An 18,787-nucleotide genomic window follows, 5' to 3' on the forward strand; every position below is an offset into this window, starting at 1 on the left:
ACGTCCCTGTTTACGGCTTCGACTGTGGCTGAACCGCGGCCGGATCCAGCTGCTGGTAAGGTTGCAGAACGGTTTCGCGTTGCTCGCCCAATACCCAGGCGAAACCCGAATACATCACCACCAGGCAGACCACGGTGAACAGCACCACCATCCACGCCGGCACGATGCGCACCAGGCTGCGACGCTGATCGTTCAAGCCCTCCCAATGCGGCGACAGCTCACGCGGCACGTCGCCGCGCAGTTGACGAATCTGCCGATACAAAGCATCGCGGATGCCTTCGAGTTCGAGCATGCCGCGGGCTTGCACTCGGTACTTGCCTTCGAAACCGAGGGACAGGCACAGGTACATCAGCTCCAGCATCGGCAGGTGCTTGACCGGGTTTTTCGACAGGCGATCCAGCAGCTGGAAGAACTTCTCGCCACCGAAGGTTTCGTTGTGGAAGCTGCTGAGCAGGCTCATCTGCGACCACTCGCTTTCGTTGCCCCACGGCGTGGTGACGACGGCTTCGTCGACCACGGTGCAGAGCACGTAACGGGCGGCCATCACCTGGCTGCTTTCAGCGCCGTTATGCAGCGCACGCACTTCAAACAGTTTGAGCCCTGCGGTCAGTCGCTCGTTGAGCGTGTACAGGTCTTCGCGGGTGTCGCTGTGCTTGAGCCGCACCACTTCCGACAGCAGCTCGGACGCCGCGGCCACCAGCGAGTTGAGGCTGATGTTGAACGCTTCGGCCGGGCGCAGGCGCGCGGCGTAGATCATCCGTTCTTCCAGCTGTTCGAAACGCGGCGGCGCAGCGAAGTCAGTCAGCGGACTCGACGCCGGGCCGTGGCCCTGGCGGTCGAGCAGGACGGTTTTGTCGTCCTGGTTGTATTCCATGTCCTTGATCATGTCGGTCAGTTCCTGATGGCCCAGAATTTCAGTTCAAGCTCGGCGAATTCGCCGGACACGTGAAACGCGAAGCCGCCGGAGCGCTCGAGTTGCGCCAGGTCTTCGGAACTGAGTTCGAGGATGAAATAGGTTTTGTTGGAGTGGAACGCGATCTGCCGCGGGGCCACCGGCAACGGTTTGACCTTGATGCCCGGCAGGTGCAGGTTGACCAGTTGGCGAATGCGCTCCACGGGGCCGACCTTGAGATGCGCCGGCAAGCGATGACGCAGTTCTTCGGAGTCGCAGTTGGCACTGGCCGCGAGCACGAACGAGGCCGAGCCCAGCAGTTTGTGGTCGTGCAAGGGCGACACGATGATCCCGTACTGACGCGCTTGCAGCACCAGTTCGATGGCGTGCTGTTCGAGCACCATCGACAGCACCTGACGAATCGCTTCCATCAGTTTGCGGAAACTCGCGCCCTGGTCGCTGTGCTGGTAACGGCTGTCCAGACGCGGGCGTTTGCTCTCGCTGGAAAACGTCGCCAGATCGCCGAGCATGGTCAGCAGCGTGCGGTACAACTCTTCCGGGTGCACCTGTTCCAGGCCGAGGTAATGGCGCAGCAGCATTTCGGTGCGGTTGATCAGTTGCAACATCATGAAGTCGCCGATTTCTGCGCCACCGACCTTGCCGTTAGAGCTGATCCGCTCGGCAATCGTGTCGCCCCGGTGGCCGAGCATGCTGATGACTTCTTTGAGGCACGACAGCAGGTAGCTGGACGAGTGCGCCTGAATGTAGGTCGGCACGAAGTCGGGGTCGAGGCTGATCACGCCGTCGGGCGTGGTGTCGAGCACTTCGCAGATTTTCAGCTTCACGTAGGCCTGGTCGCTCTGCTGCTCGCCGAGCAACAGTTTGAAGTCCGGACGACCGCAGCTGACCTGGCTGGCGGAGTCGTCGCCGGCATTGGAGTCGGCGACTTCCGCGTCGTACGCGGTATAGCGCGCCAGCACGTCGGACTGCTCCGGGCGGCGAGACTCGATGTGGTTACCGGTGACCAGCGGCAGCGCCAGGTAGATCGGCGTGTTGCCAGTGTTCGGCGGCACGTCCAGGGCCAACGGCTCGGTGTTGCCGCCGAGTTCGAACAGGCTGCCGTCCGGCAGAATCCCCGAGGCCTGGCTGATCACCAGTTTGCCCATGTTGAGGAACTGCAAGTCGATTTCCAGGTTCAGGAAGCCCCAGATGTAGCTGCCCAACAACTGGGTACGGGTCTTCATCTGGTGGTCGTAGTAACGATCGTTGTGCTGGAAGTGCTGCGGACGCAGCAGCATGCCTTCCTGCCAAATGACTTTATGGGCATTCATGATCAGTCATCCGCCTTGGCGAGCGTTTCATGGGAATTGCGGATGCCGGCCTGATCGAGGGTCAGGTCAGCCACGGTGACTTCCAGCGGAGTGATTTGCACGGTGTAGCGCCACTTGGTTTCCGGCAGGTCGCGGTAGGCCGCGAGCACGCCGACATAACGGCTGCCTTCCTCCACGCTGAGTTTGAGCTCGACGGTTTCACCCGGACGCAGCTCGAGTTCTTCGCTGGCCACCAGGTCCGGGACCAGGGATTCCTTGGCGCGTTCGTACAGGCTGAAGAAGTCGGCGTTCTCGAACGTCACCGGGTGCTTGAGCTCGAACAGACGCACGACAATCGGCGACGGACGCCCGTTGAGGTCCGGGTTCAGCTGATCGCTGCCGGTGAGCTTCAGGTTGACTTTGGTCACTTTGGAATACGGCGACAACGACGAGCATCCGGCCAACAGCACAAGGGCAACAAGCGCCGTCAGCGTCTTGAAAAAAGCGGTCGAGCAGCGAGACATGCGCATCATCCTTGGTGGTCGGTGTGTAGGGTGGAAATCAGGCGGATCTGTTCTTCGTAGGCCTGGGCGAAGTCGCGGGCCAGCAGGCGCTCGCTCCAGTCATCGTCCAGACGCAGAGCCTGGTGATAACGCCCGTAGGCTCTCCAGCGACTGCCGGAGGTGGCGAGCAACGGCTTGCTGTCGCGCTCGAAACGCAGGGTCAGCTGTTGCGGCGAGAAGTGTTCCAGGGTGCCGCGAACGGCGGCGCGACTGGCGGTCAGCAACGCGACCTGATGCGCCTGCAAATCGCGGAACGCACGGGAGATCGCTTGCTCGGCCGGCAACTGGCCCGGCTTGTTGCCCTGCAACAAAATGCCCAGCGCTTCACCGGCATCGACGGCAAATTTCAGTGGATTCTTGTGGGTGCCTTGCACGGTGGTCTGGGCCAGGCGCAGTTCGTTTTTCAGCTCGCTGCGGGTGCGCAGGCTCTGCTGCAAACCGCCGACGCTTTGCTTGAGCAAGCGCGCGGCGTTCAGTGCCAGGGCTTCGCGGGCGTCGTGGTCGAGGCCTTTGAGGTCCACGCCCAATGCAGCACCGAAGTGTTCCCAGAAGCCTTCGCTCTGACGCTCGACCGCTTTCGGCGGCGGCGCTGGCGCAGGTTCTGCCGGGGCGGCGATCAGCTCCGGGACCATCAGGCTTTCCATGTCGATGCGCGCGTAGTCGGCACGCTGACGGGTGTCTTCGATGGTGGTGCTCGGGGAAATCAGTTCGTCGATTTCCGAGTACACACGCTCTTGCTGGTCGAGGGCATTCAGCGGGTCGAGGTCGAGGAAAGCATCGTCCGGAATGATGCTGCCTGCAGCCTGCGGACGGCCAACTTCAACGTCGAACGTCGCCGGGTCGCGCACCAGTCGCGCGCGGATCTCGAAGTCACCCAGCACGTACACGCTGCCGTGCTCGATGCGCATTGGCTCGCCTTTGCGCAGACGCGCGCCGCTTTCGCTGTCCTGGATGCCGTTGCTGCTGGTATCGGTCAGGAAAAACGTGCCTTCGCGGTAGCTGATCAACGCGTGGTGGTTGGACAGGTGACGCTTGCGGTCGGGGATGATCCAGTCGCAATCCTCGCCCCGGCCGATCACGCCACCGGCCTGCTTGAAGGTCTTCTGGCACAAATCCGTGGGCACGAACTGCTTGGTGTTCAGCATTTCGAAAACCAGTTCCATGGTGATACTCCTTGCGGTCACTTGCCGCGATTGACCGCCTGCGGATCACCCAATGGGCGATAGGTGTTGTCGTTGTATTTGTAATTGCCGCTACAGCCGCCGAGGCCGCATAGAACGACGAGGGTCAGCAGGACGGCTTGCCAGTGACGAACAGGCATCAGAGGGTCTCCAGGGGTAGACAAAGCACAAAGCGCCGACCCGTTTGGGCGGCGCTATCAGAAGCGAATGAGGTGAGGCCGAGCGCTCTGGCCTGAGGCCTTGAAGCCGGCCTCTGTGGCGAGGGAGCTTGCTCCCGCTCGGCTGCGCAGCAGTCGTAAATCAGCAGATGCGGTCTGACTGAAGCACCGCGGCGCATGGTTTTGGGGCTGCTTCGCAACCCAGCGGGAGCAAGCTCCCTCGCCACAGGGAATTCACTGGCCACCGTTGGCATTCCAACCAAGGTGATCGGGTGGCAGAAATCGAGATCAGCCATCGAAATCACCCAAACTGATATTCAGGCGCCCGAGGCGATAAAGCAGCGTGCGGCGCGGCAGCCCGAGTTCGCGGGCGGCGAGGGTCTGGTTGCCGTCGTTTTTGCGCAGGCAGTCGAGCAGCAAACTGCGTTCGACCTGCTCCAGGCGTTCGCGCAGGTTCAGGCTGTTGTCTTCCGGCATGGCTTCCATGCGCAGGGAGAAATGCTCGGCCAGCAACTCGCCGCCTTCGCACAACAGCACCGCGCGTTCGACCAAACCTTTGAGTTCGCGAACGTTGCCGGGGAAGGCATAACCGGACAGGTGATCCAGCGCCGCGTCGGACCAACGCACCGCATCGCGTTGCAGAAACGCGCAAGCCTTGTCGGCGAAGTGCCGGGCCAGGTCGAGGATGTCGCCTTCGCGCTGACGCAGGGCCGGCAGCTCGATCGGGAATTGCGCGAGGCGGTAGTACAAGTCCTCGCGGAATTTTCCTTCGCTGACCAGCACCGCCAAATCCCGGTGAGTCGCGGCGATGATGCGCACGTCGATCTTGTGGGTGTCGTTGGAACCCAACGGGCGGATCTCGCCTTCCTGCAACACGCGCAACAGCTTGGCTTGCAGGGACAACGGCATGTCGCCGATTTCATCGAGCAACAAGGTGCCGCCATTGGCCGCGTCGAACAGCCCGGCACGGTCGCGGTCGGCGCCGGTGAAGGCGCCTTTGCGGTAGCCGAACAGTTCACTTTCCAGCAGGTTCTCGGGGAACGCCGCGCAGTTCTGCACGATGAATGCCTGGGAGCGTCGCGGACCGCAGTCGTGAATCGCCCGGGCGACCACTTCCTTGCCGGTGCCGGTTTCGCCGCGCAGCAGCACGGTGTACGGGCTGTGCAAAACTTTGCTGATCAGCGAATAGGTCTGGCGCATCGCCGCGCTCTTGCCGATCAAGCCATAACCGCTGACGCTCGGGACGCTGACCGATGCCGGTCGTGTATCGCCGGCCGGCCGACGCAAACGTTGCAGCAAGTGCAATTGGCCGAGCACGAACGAACCCAGTTGACCGAGGGAATCAGCAAAGCCTTGCAGGTCGATCTGCCGGCGACTGGCACACAGCAGCAAACCTTCGACAGCCTTTTGCTGATTGACCAACGGCACACACAACAGTGACTGCCAGGGCGTGGCCTGGAGCGGTAGAAAACTGGTTTCGTGCAGGCTGCCGCTCAGCTCGCTGAGGCACACCACGCGGTTCTGGCACAAGGAGAATTGCAGCAGTTGTTCACCGTTGTAATCCGCCGGCAGGCTCGCCCCTTCCCGAGGTTGCAGAATGCCGTTCAGGCACTCGGCGTTCATCCCCAGGCAGGTATGGGTCGCGTCCAGCAGGTACAGTTGCGTCAGCTCGCAACCGCTGAGCTCGGCCAAACCGCGCACGAAGTCACCCAGCAGCGCAGCACCGTCCGCCGCGCGCGACAGGCTGGCGAATTGCGCCAGCAAGGCTTCGGCATAGACCAGCGGTTGCGGCACTTGAGTGAACATCACACCCACCTCAGGCGAACTCGCACATCACGCTGGCGTCACCGTCGAGCGTCGCATGCACACGCTTGAGGCTTTCACCGGTGGCCATTGCGTCGAGCAAACGGTCAGCCACCAGCGGCAGCACGTGCAGGTCGAGTAAATGGTCGATCAGGCGTGCGCCGCTGTCGCTTTGGGTGCAGCGTTCGGCCAGGTGATCGACGAGGTCCTGGGAGTAGCTGAAATCCAGCTGACGACGGTTCAGGCGATCGCCCAAACGGCCGAGTTTGATTTCGATCAGCTCGCGCAGCACCGGGCCACCGACCGGGTAGTAAGGCACCACGCGCATGCGCGCCAGCAACGCCGGTTTGAAGTGCTTGCTGAGCACCGGGCGAATGGTTTCTTCGAGGACTTCGGCAGTCGGCCGCGCACCGTTTTCGCAGAGTTCGCTGATGCGGTCGCTGCCCAGGTTCGAGGTCATCAGGATCAGCGTGTTGCGGAAGTCGATCTCGCGCCCTTCCCCATCGTTGGCCACGCCTTTGTCGAAGATTTGGTAGAACAGGTTGAGCACGTCCGGGTCGGCTTTCTCGACTTCATCGAGCAATACCACCGAGTACGGTTTCTGCCGCACGGCTTCGGTGAGCATGCCGCCCTCGCCGTAACCGACGTAGCCCGGTGGCGCACCGATCAGACGCGAGACGGTGTGCTTCTCCTGGAACTCGGACATGTTGATGGTGGTGATGAAGCGGTCGCCGCCGTACAGCAAATCGGCGAGGGCCAGCGCGGTTTCGGTCTTGCCGACGCCGCTCGGGCCGACCAGCAGAAACACGCCGACCGGTGCATCAGGCTTGTTGAGGCCAGCGGCAGTGGCGCGCATCGAACGGTCGAGGGCGTGAACCGCTTGCTCCTGACCACGAATACGTGTGCGCAGGTCGGTGGCGAAACTCGCGACCTTGGCGTTGTGCTCACGGGCCAGTTGCGCCAATGGCACGCCGGTCCAGGCGCTGATCACTTCAGCCACCAGACGCGGGCAGACTTCGAAGCTCACCAGACGCTCCTTGACCTGGGCATCGGTCAGGGCGCGGTGAGTTTCGTTCAGCGCAGTTTCCAGGGACGCGACGCTTTGTGCTTCGTCTATTGGCAGGGTTTCAATCACGGTGCCTTCAGCGTCTTCTTCAACCGTGATGGTCGGTTCGACGGCAGCGGCTTCACGGGCCTTGGCCAGTTGCTGACGCAGGTCCAGCAGGCGCTCGGCCAGTGCTTTTTGTTCGGTCCAGAGGGTTTCCAGAGCGACCCTTTCTTCTTCGGCGTCGGCCAGGCGATCTTCCAGAGCGTCCAGCGCTTCGTGATCGATCAGCAAACCGGCTTCGGCGTCACGACGCAGAGCCTGACGCTGACGGCCACCTTCGGCCAGCTCACCACGCAAGCGCTCCAGGCTTTCCGGGGCGGCGGCGAGGCTGATGCGCACGCGGGCGCACGCGGTGTCGAGCACGTCGACGGCTTTGTCTGGTAACTGACGGCCAGCGAGATAGCGAGCAGACAGTTCAGCCGCTGCAACCACCGCGTCATCACGCAGATAAATGCCGTGGCTCTTTTCATAAACCTGAGCCAGGCCACGCAGGATGGTCACCGCTTCGCTGACAGTCGGTTCGTGCAGTTGCACCGGTTGGAAACGACGGGCCAGAGCCGGGTCTTTTTCGAAGTACTTCTTGTACTCCGCCCACGTAGTGGCGGCGATGGTGCGCAACTCGCCACGGGCCAGGGCCGGTTTCAGCAGGTTGGCCGCGTCGGAGCCGCCGGCATTGCCGCCCGCGCCGATCAGGGTGTGGGCTTCGTCGATGAACAGAATGATTGGTTTTGGCGAGGCTTTGACTTCGTCGATCACGCCTTTGAGGCGACGTTCGAATTCACCTTTGACGCTGGCGCCGGCCTGCAACAGGCCCATGTCCAGCGACAACAGTTCGACACCTTTCAATACTTGCGGCACTTCACCAGCCGCAATGCGCGAGGCCAGGCCTTCGACGATCGCGGTTTTACCGACGCCGGCTTCACCAACCACGATCGGGTTGTTCTTGCGCCGACGAGCGAGGATGTCGACCATCTGACGGATCGCGCCATCGCGGCACAGTACCGGGTCTAGTTTGCCGTCGCGGGCCTGTTGGGTCAGGTTGTGGGTGAAGCGCTGCAGCAGCGATTCGCCGGGCACGGCGGGTTTACCGGTGGCCGGTTGTTCTTTCTGCGACAGGGCGAATTCTTTCAGGCGCTCGATGTTCAGCTTGGCCAGCAACGACTGATAACGGCTACCGGCGTAGCGCATCGGGTTGCGCAACAGGGCGAGGATCAACGCGGCTTGTTCGACCTGGCTCTGGCCCAATTCAAGGTTGGCCACCAGCAACGCGTCTTGCAGCCACTGCACCAGCTCCGGGGCGAACACCGGGTTACGCGAGGCGCTGTGCTCGACCCGCGATTGCAGCGCGGCGCTCAGTTCGCCGGCATCGACTTCGGCATCTTGCAACGCCCGTGCGAGCAGGCCTTGCGGGCGCTCCAGCAGGCCCAGCAGCAAGTCTTCGACGAGGATCTTGCTGCCGCCACGGGCGACGCAGCGTTCGGCAGAACTTTCCAGGTCACGACGGGTTTCGGCGTCCAGCGCCTGGATAAGTTGTTGCAGGTCTACGTTGATCATGTGTCATCTGTCCTTAATGAATTTTGCTGCCCAGGGTCACCACGCCGTCCGCTTTCTCGCGGCCGAGCCAACTGGTCCATCCCAGGCGACAGGCGTTCTGCTCACCGATGCGAAGTTCGCGGATTTCTTCCTGGCGCAGCACCAGGCGAATGTCGTAATCGAGCGGGTCACGCAGGGTGAACCGCACCAGCGCGCACAGCGGCTGGTAGCCGAAACCGATCGGCAGGAATTCGTGAAAGCGTTGCCAGTCGAGTTCGCGGATGTGAATGCGGAATTTGCCGCTACGATCGCGCACGTGTTCGCCCAGCACCAGGTCTTCGCCGAGCATGCTGTTGGCGCGACCCAGGCGATTGCGTTGCTCGTCGAGGATTTCAACGCGGCGCTCGATGCACTGCTCGATGGTCAGTTCGGCGTGCTTGAAGTAGTAGCGCAGCACCGCTTCGATCAACGCCGCCGAGTGCGCCCGCAAACTGAGCAGGCCGAGGTACGGCAGCAGGCGTTTCCAGTTCAGCTCCTGGGCCTTGCGGATCTCTTCGCCACCGAGGCCGATCAACGCAAACAGCTGCGAGGAAAACGGATCGAGCGCGCCGCTCTGAAAGCTCGCGCGGTAGCGGTACTTGCGCCAGATCGGCAGCATCAGCCGTTGCAGGCGATGGTGAAACAGGTCGAGGAAGTTGCGGGTCGGGTTGCCGTCTTCACTGTCGCCCAGAGCCTGTTCGCCGTAGAACGCCGGCAGCGGCGAACCGGAGCCGACCAGGCCGATCAGGTTGAAACGCAGACGCGCACGCATCTGCCCATGCTCTTTGAAAAACTCCACGCGATCGACGTCGCTGCCAGGGAAACCCAGGCTCGGGTTGGCCTGGAATTCCAGCTGGTCGTACAGGTCGTCTTCGCTCAGGTGCGGGTGTGCATCGCGCAGCCGGTCAATCACCAGCAGCACGGCCTGAAACAGCGAGTACTCGCGTATTACCCGGGTCAGCCCGCTTAAAGCAGGGGCTGCAGGCCCATACGTGGTGTCCATTGGTACACCTCTCCCTGTGTGCTTTTTACCCGCAGCTCGTGGAACGAATTGAGACTGGCGTAAAGCGCGAAAAACTCGTTAAGAACCGAAGCGAACACGAACAGGTCGCCCTCGCCGATATACCCTTCCGGGTCGATGGTCAGCTCAGTGCGCAACCCGCGTACCGGCAACCCTCGATGCAATCTGTCGACGTGTTGGTGCTTGATCGACTTGAGCCCGCCCAACAGGCGTTTGCTGACTTTTTCCGCGTGTTGGTCGTAGTAGCGCGGCAGGTCGTAGGTTTCGAGAATCACCTTCAGCGCATTGACGTCGGCCAATGAGAGGTAGTTGAGCGACATGTTGCTGATCAGCTTCCAGAGGAAGTCACGGTTCAGCGGCGGCGCGAAACTGGAGGTGGCCGGCGTGATGTTGCGGAAACTCAGAAACTCCGGCGTGTCTTCGCAGGCCATGCAGATGTCGCCGAGCTTGAGCTTGCGCGGCAGGTTCTGGTTGGTGCACATCAGCTCGATCGACAGGGTTTCGTGGGCTTCGGTGTGGCGGATGCCGAAGCTCAGGTAGGTGTCGAGGCCGTCGTGCAGCAAGGACGAACGCTGGCGGATGCTGTAATGCGGACGGCTAGTCGGTACATCGAAACTCGGGTCGTGTTCGAAGGATTCGAACGGCACGTACTCCTGATAACCGAGGCCGCCGGGCTTCCAGCCAGTGACGGTTTCCACCGAGAACACGCCGCAGTTTTGCAGGTCGTATTCGGCTGGTAGCAGCAGGTATTCGTCCTGTTTGCCATCGAGGCGAATGGGCAAAGCATCGTGCTCGAACAGGTTAACGATCGGCGTGCAGTAGAGCTTCACGTTGTCCAGGGTCGGACGCATACGCATGATGCCGCTCTTGCGAATGTCGAAACGCAATTCGAGGCCGCGCATTTGCTTGAGCGTGTCTTCCGGCAGCGCCTTGAGCAGGTCCAGACCATTGATGTCGACGAACAGGAACTTGTCCTGGAAGGCGAAATATTCCTGCAGGTAGCGGTAGCCGCGGAAGGTGTTCAGCGGATACGGGATCAACGCTTCTTCTTCGGCAAAACCCACCGGCTGCACACGGTCGCCGGGCATCTTGAACGCCATCGGCTGGCCGCTCACACCGTTGATGGGCTTGCCAGCGCCATCCAGCGGGATCAGCTCGATGCCTTCAAGATTGCGCAACAGGCTCAGGTAAAGCATCTGACTGATGTAGCGCTCACCAGCAAAGTGCAGGCGCAGTCGACTCAGCTCCAGTTCGCCGAGATGGCCATCGGCGCTCATCTCCAGGCGCAGGCTCAACAGCGAACCGTCACCCTTCACCGAGTAATTCAGCGCGGCCAGATCCAGCGGCAACACCTCGGTCGGGTAGCACGTGCGGAAACGGCACCGCACATCATCGACCGGCACACTCTCCACCGGCGTGTCACGCTCGACCCTCAACGCAGGCCCGGAACGCTTCAACGGATCGAACTGCAAAATGCTGAACGCCGGCAGCGGCCGCATGTAGTTGGGCCACAGCAGCTGCATCAGCGAGTGGCTGAGCTCCGGCAACTCGTCGTCGAGCTTCTGGCGCAGGCGCCCGGTCAGGAACGCAAAGCCCTCCAGCAACCGCTCCACATCCGGATCCCGCCCGGCTTGCCCGAGGAAAGGCGCCAACGCCGGGCTACGCTCGGCGAAACGACGACCTAACTGGCGAAGTGCGGTGAGTTCGCTTTGGTAGTAGTGGTTAAAGGACACGAGGTACCTTCCTGGTAGTGGATCTCATGAAAAAACTGTCCTGTAGAGCGCGACTGTCAGGCCGGCACACACGTAGCCCGCCACCAATAGGTAAGGCAAAATCGTGACCCAGCCGAGTAACATGAAAAAGCTTTCGGACTGCCCGTTGAACGCATGGCACAAGTCGTAGACGACCCACGGCGCGGCATAAAAAGGGAGGAGTTTTAAAGGAGCAAGCCAAACCATCCGCAATGCTTGGGCTTCATCCCTCCCTATCACGGAGCGGGTCGTCCACAACGCAAACACCAAGTAGCCAGGAATTCCCCACCACAGCAGATACATCCACTCGGAATACGTTGAGTCGGTTTTCGTGTAATAACCGCCCAGCAAGCTGACGAAGAAAATCCCCAGCAACACTGGCAGCGGCCACCAAAGGGCGACCAACAGAAAACTCAGGCGGCCTTTGCTAAGCAAAGTTCGTCCCGCTGCCGGAAACAAATAGTCGGGAGCACTGGTCATTCGCATTCGCCTGTAGATGGACTCTGCCCAACGCGGTGAATGAACGTTCTCTGTACCCAACGCAACTCAATGACTTGCGTCGCCAGAATCGCCAGCAACGTGACACAACCCTGGGCGACGCTATAGAACAGCGCCCGTAGAGGATTCTCAGGCAGCATCCAGAGCAGGATGAAACCGACCATCACGTTCAGCAGTAAAAGCTTGACCATGAGGTTCGGTACCAATGCAACACCCAGGTTGATGGCCAGAAATATATAAAAAAGCGCGTAACTGGCCATTCCGATACCGACACCGTGGGAGGTGAAGCCACCGTTCAGAGCCTTGTAGGCACTCACAACTGCATCGTTAAGAAACGCGTAGGCAATACACCCCATAGCGTGGCAAAACAGGCACATGACGGCGCGAATGTTTTTGTTCATGCCGGATCCAGATTCCCGTAATAAGAACCCGCGACTTGTATAGCGACGATGCTAGCCAGGGCGACAAACATCAGCGTCCGATGCAAGCGTGACTGCCGCATCCCGCGATGCAGTGCCGTCAGGAGCAGCACAAGACAGAGCAATGCCAGGCTGCCGAACAAATCACTGTCGGCCACCCCAGCCAGGTAGCCCTCCATTTCAACCATGCTCATAACTATTCGCGTCCTGGTATTTAGGATAAGACATCAGTTATCCAAAACTTTGTAAGGGGTGTTACTGATTACAAAATTCGCCCAATGCTCTCTCCAGTTCGGAACTGACAATGTAAACACTCCCTGACTTTTGCTCAGGTCTATCCATGTAACCCCAACCGTATCTTCATCTTCAAAAGACTGCATATCCAACGACGTCTCTGAAGTCAGCGGCGTTCGATAAACATGACTGGAATTCTTTATTTCAACAAAACGGAGATAAACCATGCCGGAAGCACTCAAAAGCCAACTAGCTCGAACCACTTCGATTTGGTAATCGCCTGACTGGGTGACAAGTGAGACATAAGGTGCGCGCGTCAACTCGCGATTAACCACAAAAAAACACATAGAAAACACCGCCACCAAAGCAGCAATAACGGTAATTGATTTTTTATAACTGTTCATTTAGCCAATATCTCAATCGGTGCAGCGGTTACGCTTTCATAAAGAATGTCGGAATAAACACGAAAGTCTCCGCCCTTCCGATTTTTCTCACGGTACTTTTGAAAATCGCTATTCTGTACAAGCATATAATGCTTTCTTTCCAACTCGTTAAAGGCGGCCTGTTTTTCGGGACTCATTCCACCGCGAGAGTTAAATCTGATCTTGTTTTTTTCAAGAGCGTAGCTCGCATTTTTTTTGGCACCCTCAACGATATCTGCTTCAATGCCGTCAAAGTTCCAGTAGCCAAGCCCTTGGCTGTACAGGGAAAGGCCATCATTGAAGTCGTAAGAATCTTCAATATAGAAACCAATCCGAACCGGAAGGAAAACGACGTTTTTCTTAGTAACGACTATTTCTCCCTCCGCAAACACATGAATATTAAAATTAGCTAAAGCCGCACGCAGTTCGTTGACTTCGTCTTCACCGTCCTGATTAAACTCAATCGTCTCACTATTAGCATACCCGAATCTTTCTACTGCGCTGGCTACACCATTGAAAGCAAATGGATAAACACCCGGCGTTCTACCACCGTACACTGGAATCATTTTTTTCTTGATGAGAGCTATCCCCGCTGGGTTATTCCATTTAGTGCGCAGACGCTCGACCGACTCTTTTGTTCTGGCGAATTTAAGAGCCCAGCTCATTTTTACTATGCTTTCGTTAATGTATTCGTCAGGGGCAAATTTTCGATGACTTTTAACTTCCTCTTCCATGCCGCCATCTTTTGTCGTAGGCCATGGTTTGCCAGCGAACCAGTGCAACATCAAATCTGCCGCAACCGGCCATTGAATTTTTTTCATTGCCGCTGGAATATCAGTGATTTTAAATTGACGCACAGCGACAGTTTGCCCGACCTGATTACTTGCCGGCGTCATGATTGACTTGATAGTTGTCGCTGCCATTTTTATTCCGCCCAATGAATATTCATAACACCCGTCAACGGACAGGTTTTCTTTCTACAACTAGCGTTACGCGAGCACCACTTTAGTCTGCGGCTCTATCACCAACTCAAACTCTTCCGCTATTGACGAAAAGATTTTCTGCGTTTTGCCATCGCTATCTGTGACACCGGAAATGATCTTTCCCGAGGCTGTCTTAAGTGTGTACTCGACACCAGCCAACGGCTTCCCGGTGTCCTGGCAATTGATTACGTAGTGCTCGTTAAACGGCCACTGAATCTCCACCGGCAACGGCGCCACAAACGGCACCGGCGAATGCGAGTTCCCGATAATCACCGTCCCGGACCCGGCCGTAACCTTATTGCCATGAGTACCAACAGAACCCACGGTGGCCGCCGGTTTACCGTTGATCAAAACAGTCGTCGCAAGATCGCCAACCAGCGCACCACCACACGCCGAGGCATCACCTTGGCTGGCGGCCGCGAGGCCGTCGAAGAATACGTCGCCGGAACCGGCGGCGATCGGGTTGGTGCCGTGGCCGGGGAGCGGGCAAGCGGTGGGGTCGGATACACGTGCTGCGGGTTTGCCGGACATCGGAGTCTCCTTAATTGACCTTTACTTGACCGCTGCCATCCAGGCGCGCGGCGAAACTGACCTGACGCTTGAAACCATCAACTTCCAGCAGGCCTTCGATGCTGAAGGACAGGCGAAGCTGATCGTTGTCACGCGGCAGGGAGATGACACGCACATTGCTCAGGCGTGGCTCGTAGGCTTCGATGAAATTTTCGATGGCCAAACGGGCCTGACTCAGGGAGTCGTGCAGGCTCAGGCGCATGTCATTGAGATCGGGTAGCCCGTAATCGGACAGCGTTTGCACGCTGCCCGCACGGGTGCTGAGCATCTTGGCCAGATGGGCAGCCACGGACGCCATGGCGGAGACCTCGCGGCTCCAGCCGACGCGTTTGTCTGCGTCGCCACCCAGGCGTTCGAAAAGGCTGCCGTATCCAGTCATGAGTCAGGCTCCGCTTACTCTTTGTCCAGCTTGCCAACCAGCGACAGGGTGAAATCGGCACCCATGTACTTGAAGTGCGGGCGCACGTTCAGGCTGACGCGGTACCAGCCCGGCTCGCCTTCAACATCGCTGACGATGATCTGGGCGGCGCGCAGTGGACGACGGCCACGGACTTCGGCGCTCGGGTTTTCCTGGTCGGCCACGTACTGGCGGATCCACTTGTTGAGTTCCAGCTCGAGGTCGGTACGTTCTTTCCACGAACCGAGTTGCTCGCGCTGCAGCACTTTCAAGTAGTGAGCCAGGCGGTTGACGATCATCATGTACGGCAGTTGGGTGCCGAGCTTGTAGTTCAGCTCTGCGGCCTTGCCTTCTGCGCTGATGCCGAAGAACTTCGGCTTCTGCACCGAGCTTGCGGAGAAGAACGCCGCGTTGTCGGAGCCTTTGCGCATGGTCAGGGAGATGAAGCCTTCCTCGGCCAGTTCGTATTCACGACGGTCGCTAACCAATACTTCGGTAGGAATCTTGGTTTCGATTTCGCCCATGCTTTCGAAGTGGTGCAACGGCAGGTCTTCAACCGCGCCGCCGCTCTGCGGGCCGATGATGTTCGGGCACCAGCGGAATTTGGCGAAGCTGTCGGTCAGCTTGGTGCCGAACGCGTAGGCCGTGTTGCCCCACAGGTAGTGCTCGTGGCTGTTGGCGACGGTTTCTTTGTACACGAACGATTTGACCGGGTTTTCTTCCGGGTCGTACGGGTTACGCAGCAGGAAACGCGGCACGGTCAGGCCAACGTAACGGGAGTCTTCCGACTGGCGGAAGCTCTGCCATTTGGCGAATTGCGGGCCTTCGAAGTGATCTTTCAGATCTTTCAGGTCCGGCAGGCCGGTGAAGCTTTCCAGGCCGAAGAATTTCGGGCCGGCGGCAGCAATGAACGGCGCGTGGGACATGCAGGCTACGCTAGACACGTACTGCATCAGTTTCACGTCCGGCGAGCTTGGGGACATGTAGTAGTTGGCGATGATCGCGCCCACCGGCTGACCACCGAACTGGCCGTATTCAGCGGTGTAGATGTGCTTGTACAAGCCCGACTGCATCACTTCCGGCGAATCTTCGAAGTCGTCCAGCAGATCGTCCTTGGAGACGTTGAGGATTTCGATCTTGATGTTTTCGCGGAAGTTGGTGCGGTCGACCAGCAACTGCAGGCCACGCCACGACGATTCCAGAGACTGGAAGTCCGGGTGGTGGAGAATTTCGTCCATCTGACGGCTGAGCTTGGCGTCGATCTCGGCGATCATGCGATCGACCATGGCCTTCTTGACCGGCTCACCGTTGTTCTGCGGCTTGAGCAACTCTTCGATGAACGCCGACACACCGCGTTTGGCGATGTCGTAGGCTTCGTCGTCTGGCGTTAGGCGGGTTTCGGCGATGATGCTGTCGAGAATGCTGTATTCGCCATTCTCGTTACTTTTTTGCTGCGCTGCACTCGAACTCATGGTGTTGGCTTCCTTGGCTGATAGAGACTCAGGCGTCCGGGGCTGCGGCGTTCAGGCCCAGCTCACCCAGTACGCGACCGCGGGATTCGTCGTCGGCGAGCACGCCTTCGATGGCTTTGCGGAACGCAGGCGCGTTACCCAGCGGGCCTTTGAGGGCCACCAGCGCGTCGCGCAGTTCCATCAGTTTTTTCAGCTCGGGCACTTGCTCGACCAGCGAGGCCGGGTTGAAGTCCTTCATCGAGTTGACGCGCAGTTTCACGGCCAGTTCTTCAGTGTCGCTTTCTTCCTGAAGACGGTTCGGTACGCTCAGTGTCAGGCTCAGCTCTTGCTTGGCCAGCACTTCGTCGAAGGTCATCTTGTCGATGCTGATCGGCTTGCGATCTTCGATTTTGCGTTCGTCCTTGCGGTGGGTGTAGTCACCGATTGCCAGTAGTTTCAGCGGCAGTTCAATCTCTTCCTGAGCACCGCCGGTGGCGGGTTTGAAGGTGACGTTGATGCGTTCCTTGGGGGCTACCGAGCCTTCTTTGGCCATGGCTTTTCTCCTTGCGGTTGTGGCCCGGGGGCCTATTCGAGTACCACTTCGAGATCGAGGTGGCACAGCCTGCGATAAATCTCTTCCTTGCGTTCACGTACTGCATGGTTCTGCGGTAACAACTCGCAGCAGCTATGCAGCAAATGCAACACTTCCAGCGCAAGATCGGGCTCCCAGGCGTGCAGGCCTGAGTCCTGTAATGTTTGGTCGAGGGTTTCGAGTTGGGTCTTGGCCAGTTCGTACTTCTTGGCCATGAAGCACAGCCGCGCGAGGGCGAACTGCCAGAAGAATCGAACCCGTCCGCCGTGGGCACTTTGCAGGCCTTGCTTGAGGACCTGCACGGCGGCCTTGAGACCGTCCTTGCGCAGAATCGGCAAGACTTCTTCCAGGGCCAACTCCCAGGCTGGCTGGGTATCGGCGACCTCGACTTTGCGAGGCGCACTGGCGCTTTGCAGGTGCGGCATGACGTGGGCGCCGATCCAGGCGCGGGTGGCCGGATCGGCGAACGGCGCGCCGTCATGGAAACGCAATTCGATGATGCCGGGCAGGCGCTGAACCAAAAGCGCGAAGTGGATTTCCACTTCGCGCATCGCCATCTCGGCGTTCAGCCCCTGGAGGCATTCCCAGACTATGCGCTGGCCATCGAACCAGAACGGCGCCTTCGCCAGGCTCGCCTCCAGCTCTACCAGCAGATCAGCGTATTTCCCCTGGTCGTAGCGGTCCTGATAGGCCTTGAGTTTGTCCGCCGGCAGCCCGCGCAGAACAGTGATCTGCTCTGCGTTACGCTCGGGAACCGCGTCGATCGGCAGCCACAGCAGCGTGCGATTGAGGCGCAGGGCGCGCAGGTCGGTGGCTTTCTGCTTGAGCCACCAGGCACACAACGGACGAGCAGTTTCCTGCTGGGCACGCAGGGCCTTGTGGGCTTCTTTCTCGTTATCGATCGGCGCGCCAGGGGTGAACAGCTGGGTCGCGGCCTGCTTGACCTGAGCCACCGCGGCACCCACCACACCGGGCTCCGGCTGATTGTCGGCGGCGCGCTGGACCATGTTTTTCAAGCGACGGGAAATCGGCAGCAGCAACGGCGCGTCGTCGCCCAAATGCTCGGTGCATGCGGCGTCGAGCCCTTCCAGATGCTCGACCAGACGGCGGAACAGCGGCAACTGCTCTTTGATCGCGACGTTTTCGTTCAGCACCTGCTCAAGACGCGGCACCAACCAGCTGATGGCTGCGGCGCGGGTGCGGGCCTTGTTCGGGTGAACCTCGGCCCAATGGTTTTCACACAGGTGATGCAATAAACCGAGGCCGGCCAGCAACCCCGGGAAGGATTCGCGCTGGTACAGCGCCCAGGTCAACCAGGCGCCGACACGCAAATCCTTGGATTGCGTGCGCAGCAGGTTTTCACTGTTTTCGCGGATTTTCAGCCAGTCGATCTGACCGCTTTCGTGCATGGACGAGGCTTTACCCAGCTCACTTTCCAACGCCTCATATTCGCTCGAAAAGCGAACATCCTCGCCCGCGAAATTCTCTTTTGAAACAGAGGATTTTGCGAGTTCAAGGTAATGAGCGGAAAGTTTACTTGAGTAGGACATCCGTGACCTTTAATTAGAATTACAGTCACGCGGCCATTGGAGTTGAAATGGCGCCGGACAGTATCAAAGAGCTGCGAGGAGTCTCATCCAATTGAGTTCGCGCTCTTTCAAGGCGCGCATCCTAATCACAATGATGGCTATTTGCAAGCACCCGATTAAACAATAAAACTGCGTCTTTTTTGTTGCTGTAGGAGATCACCCTATAGGGGACAGGGGATCCCCTGATGCCGGTTTTGACCTCCCCTCCCTCGACGCATCACCCCCGTAACCATTGAGCCAGAGCGGCTCATCAACCCCGCCAATAATCACCGG

General features: G+C 59.3%; 19 protein-coding genes. All 19 read right to left on the minus strand.

Annotation, left to right across the window (positions count from 1 at the left end; translation table 11 throughout):
* Positions 1 to 10 precede the first annotated feature (10 nt).
* The 19 genes from icmH to tssA all read right to left on the minus strand — a co-directional run bounded on the left by icmH (position 11) and on the right by tssA (position 18,475).
* Positions 11 to 886, minus strand: coding sequence for a type IVB secretion system protein IcmH/DotU (gene icmH / locus PMI36_RS10065; protein ID WP_008073438.1), 876 nt, complete (start codon positions 884 to 886; stop codon positions 11 to 13).
* Between the two features lie 5 nt (positions 887 to 891).
* A complete protein-coding gene (gene tssK / locus PMI36_RS10060) occupies positions 892 to 2,223 on the minus strand; it encodes a type VI secretion system baseplate subunit TssK (RefSeq protein ID WP_008007641.1) in 1,332 nt (443 codons plus the stop codon).
* Between the two features lie 2 nt (positions 2,224 to 2,225).
* Entirely contained in the window at positions 2,226 to 2,726 is a 501-nt protein-coding gene (gene tssJ, locus PMI36_RS10055; protein ID WP_008073439.1) for a type VI secretion system lipoprotein TssJ, read from the minus strand.
* Positions 2,727 to 2,731: 5 nt separating this feature from the next.
* Entirely contained in the window at positions 2,732 to 3,928 is a 1,197-nt protein-coding gene (tagH, locus tag PMI36_RS10050; protein ID WP_008073440.1) for a type VI secretion system-associated FHA domain protein TagH, read from the minus strand.
* A gap of 17 nt (positions 3,929 to 3,945) precedes the next feature.
* Positions 3,946 to 4,086, minus strand: a complete 141-nt coding sequence (locus PMI36_RS10045; protein WP_007894589.1) for a hypothetical protein — start codon at positions 4,084 to 4,086, stop codon at positions 3,946 to 3,948.
* 306 nt (positions 4,087 to 4,392) lie between these two features.
* Positions 4,393 to 5,910 (minus strand): sigma-54 interaction domain-containing protein, encoded by a 1,518-nt coding sequence (locus tag PMI36_RS10040; RefSeq protein WP_008073441.1) that lies wholly within the window; start codon positions 5,908 to 5,910, stop codon positions 4,393 to 4,395.
* 10 nt (positions 5,911 to 5,920) lie between these two features.
* Complete coding sequence (tssH, locus tag PMI36_RS10035) at positions 5,921 to 8,569, minus strand: type VI secretion system ATPase TssH (protein ID WP_008073442.1); 2,649 nt, start codon at positions 8,567 to 8,569, stop codon at positions 5,921 to 5,923.
* A gap of 13 nt (positions 8,570 to 8,582) precedes the next feature.
* The gene (tssG, locus tag PMI36_RS10030) at positions 8,583 to 9,590 is read right to left on the minus strand and encodes a type VI secretion system baseplate subunit TssG (RefSeq protein ID WP_007894581.1); all 1,008 of its coding nucleotides are present in this window, start codon (positions 9,588 to 9,590) and stop codon (positions 8,583 to 8,585) included.
* The gene (tssF, locus tag PMI36_RS10025; protein WP_008073443.1) at positions 9,554 to 11,341 is read right to left on the minus strand and encodes a type VI secretion system baseplate subunit TssF; all 1,788 of its coding nucleotides are present in this window, start codon (positions 11,339 to 11,341) and stop codon (positions 9,554 to 9,556) included. Before tssF ends, tssG begins: the two co-directional genes overlap by 37 nt.
* A 24-nt stretch (positions 11,342 to 11,365) precedes the next feature.
* Positions 11,366 to 11,839 carry a hypothetical protein gene (locus PMI36_RS10020; RefSeq protein ID WP_008073445.1) on the minus strand — a complete coding sequence of 158 codons (474 nt, stop codon included), beginning with the start codon at positions 11,837 to 11,839 and terminating at the stop codon, positions 11,366 to 11,368.
* Positions 11,836 to 12,258, minus strand: coding sequence for a hypothetical protein (locus tag PMI36_RS10015; protein WP_008073447.1), 423 nt, complete (start codon positions 12,256 to 12,258; stop codon positions 11,836 to 11,838). The genes PMI36_RS10020 and PMI36_RS10015 overlap by 4 nt, the downstream gene beginning before the upstream one ends.
* Positions 12,255 to 12,470: a hypothetical protein gene (locus PMI36_RS10010; protein WP_008073449.1), complete on the minus strand. Its 216-nt coding sequence runs from the start codon at positions 12,468 to 12,470 to the stop codon at positions 12,255 to 12,257. The genes PMI36_RS10015 and PMI36_RS10010 overlap by 4 nt, the downstream gene beginning before the upstream one ends.
* A gap of 33 nt (positions 12,471 to 12,503) precedes the next feature.
* Positions 12,504 to 12,914 (minus strand): hypothetical protein, encoded by a 411-nt coding sequence (locus tag PMI36_RS0129735; RefSeq protein ID WP_050549264.1) that lies wholly within the window; start codon positions 12,912 to 12,914, stop codon positions 12,504 to 12,506.
* Complete coding sequence (locus PMI36_RS10005) at positions 12,911 to 13,855, minus strand: DUF6402 family protein (RefSeq protein WP_008073451.1); 945 nt, start codon at positions 13,853 to 13,855, stop codon at positions 12,911 to 12,913. Before PMI36_RS10005 ends, PMI36_RS0129735 begins: the two co-directional genes overlap by 4 nt.
* A 66-nt stretch (positions 13,856 to 13,921) precedes the next feature.
* The gene (locus PMI36_RS10000) at positions 13,922 to 14,446 is read right to left on the minus strand and encodes a PAAR domain-containing protein (protein WP_008073453.1); all 525 of its coding nucleotides are present in this window, start codon (positions 14,444 to 14,446) and stop codon (positions 13,922 to 13,924) included.
* A 10-nt stretch (positions 14,447 to 14,456) separates the two neighbouring features.
* On the minus strand, positions 14,457 to 14,864 hold the full coding sequence (tssE, locus tag PMI36_RS09995) for a type VI secretion system baseplate subunit TssE (protein WP_007894554.1): 408 nt from the start codon (positions 14,862 to 14,864) through the stop codon (positions 14,457 to 14,459).
* A gap of 14 nt (positions 14,865 to 14,878) precedes the next feature.
* Positions 14,879 to 16,354 carry a type VI secretion system contractile sheath large subunit gene (tssC, locus tag PMI36_RS09990; RefSeq protein ID WP_007894551.1) on the minus strand — a complete coding sequence of 492 codons (1,476 nt, stop codon included), beginning with the start codon at positions 16,352 to 16,354 and terminating at the stop codon, positions 14,879 to 14,881.
* Positions 16,355 to 16,382: 28 nt separating this feature from the next.
* A complete protein-coding gene (gene tssB, locus PMI36_RS09985; protein ID WP_008073455.1) occupies positions 16,383 to 16,886 on the minus strand; it encodes a type VI secretion system contractile sheath small subunit in 504 nt (167 codons plus the stop codon).
* A gap of 32 nt (positions 16,887 to 16,918) precedes the next feature.
* Positions 16,919 to 18,475 (minus strand): type VI secretion system protein TssA, encoded by a 1,557-nt coding sequence (tssA, locus tag PMI36_RS09980; RefSeq protein WP_008073456.1) that lies wholly within the window; start codon positions 18,473 to 18,475, stop codon positions 16,919 to 16,921.
* Positions 18,476 to 18,787 lie beyond the last annotated feature (312 nt).

Origin of the sequence: Pseudomonas sp. GM79 (assembly GCF_000282495.1) — a bacterium.
Taxonomy (GTDB): Bacteria; Pseudomonadota; Gammaproteobacteria; order Pseudomonadales; family Pseudomonadaceae; genus Aquipseudomonas.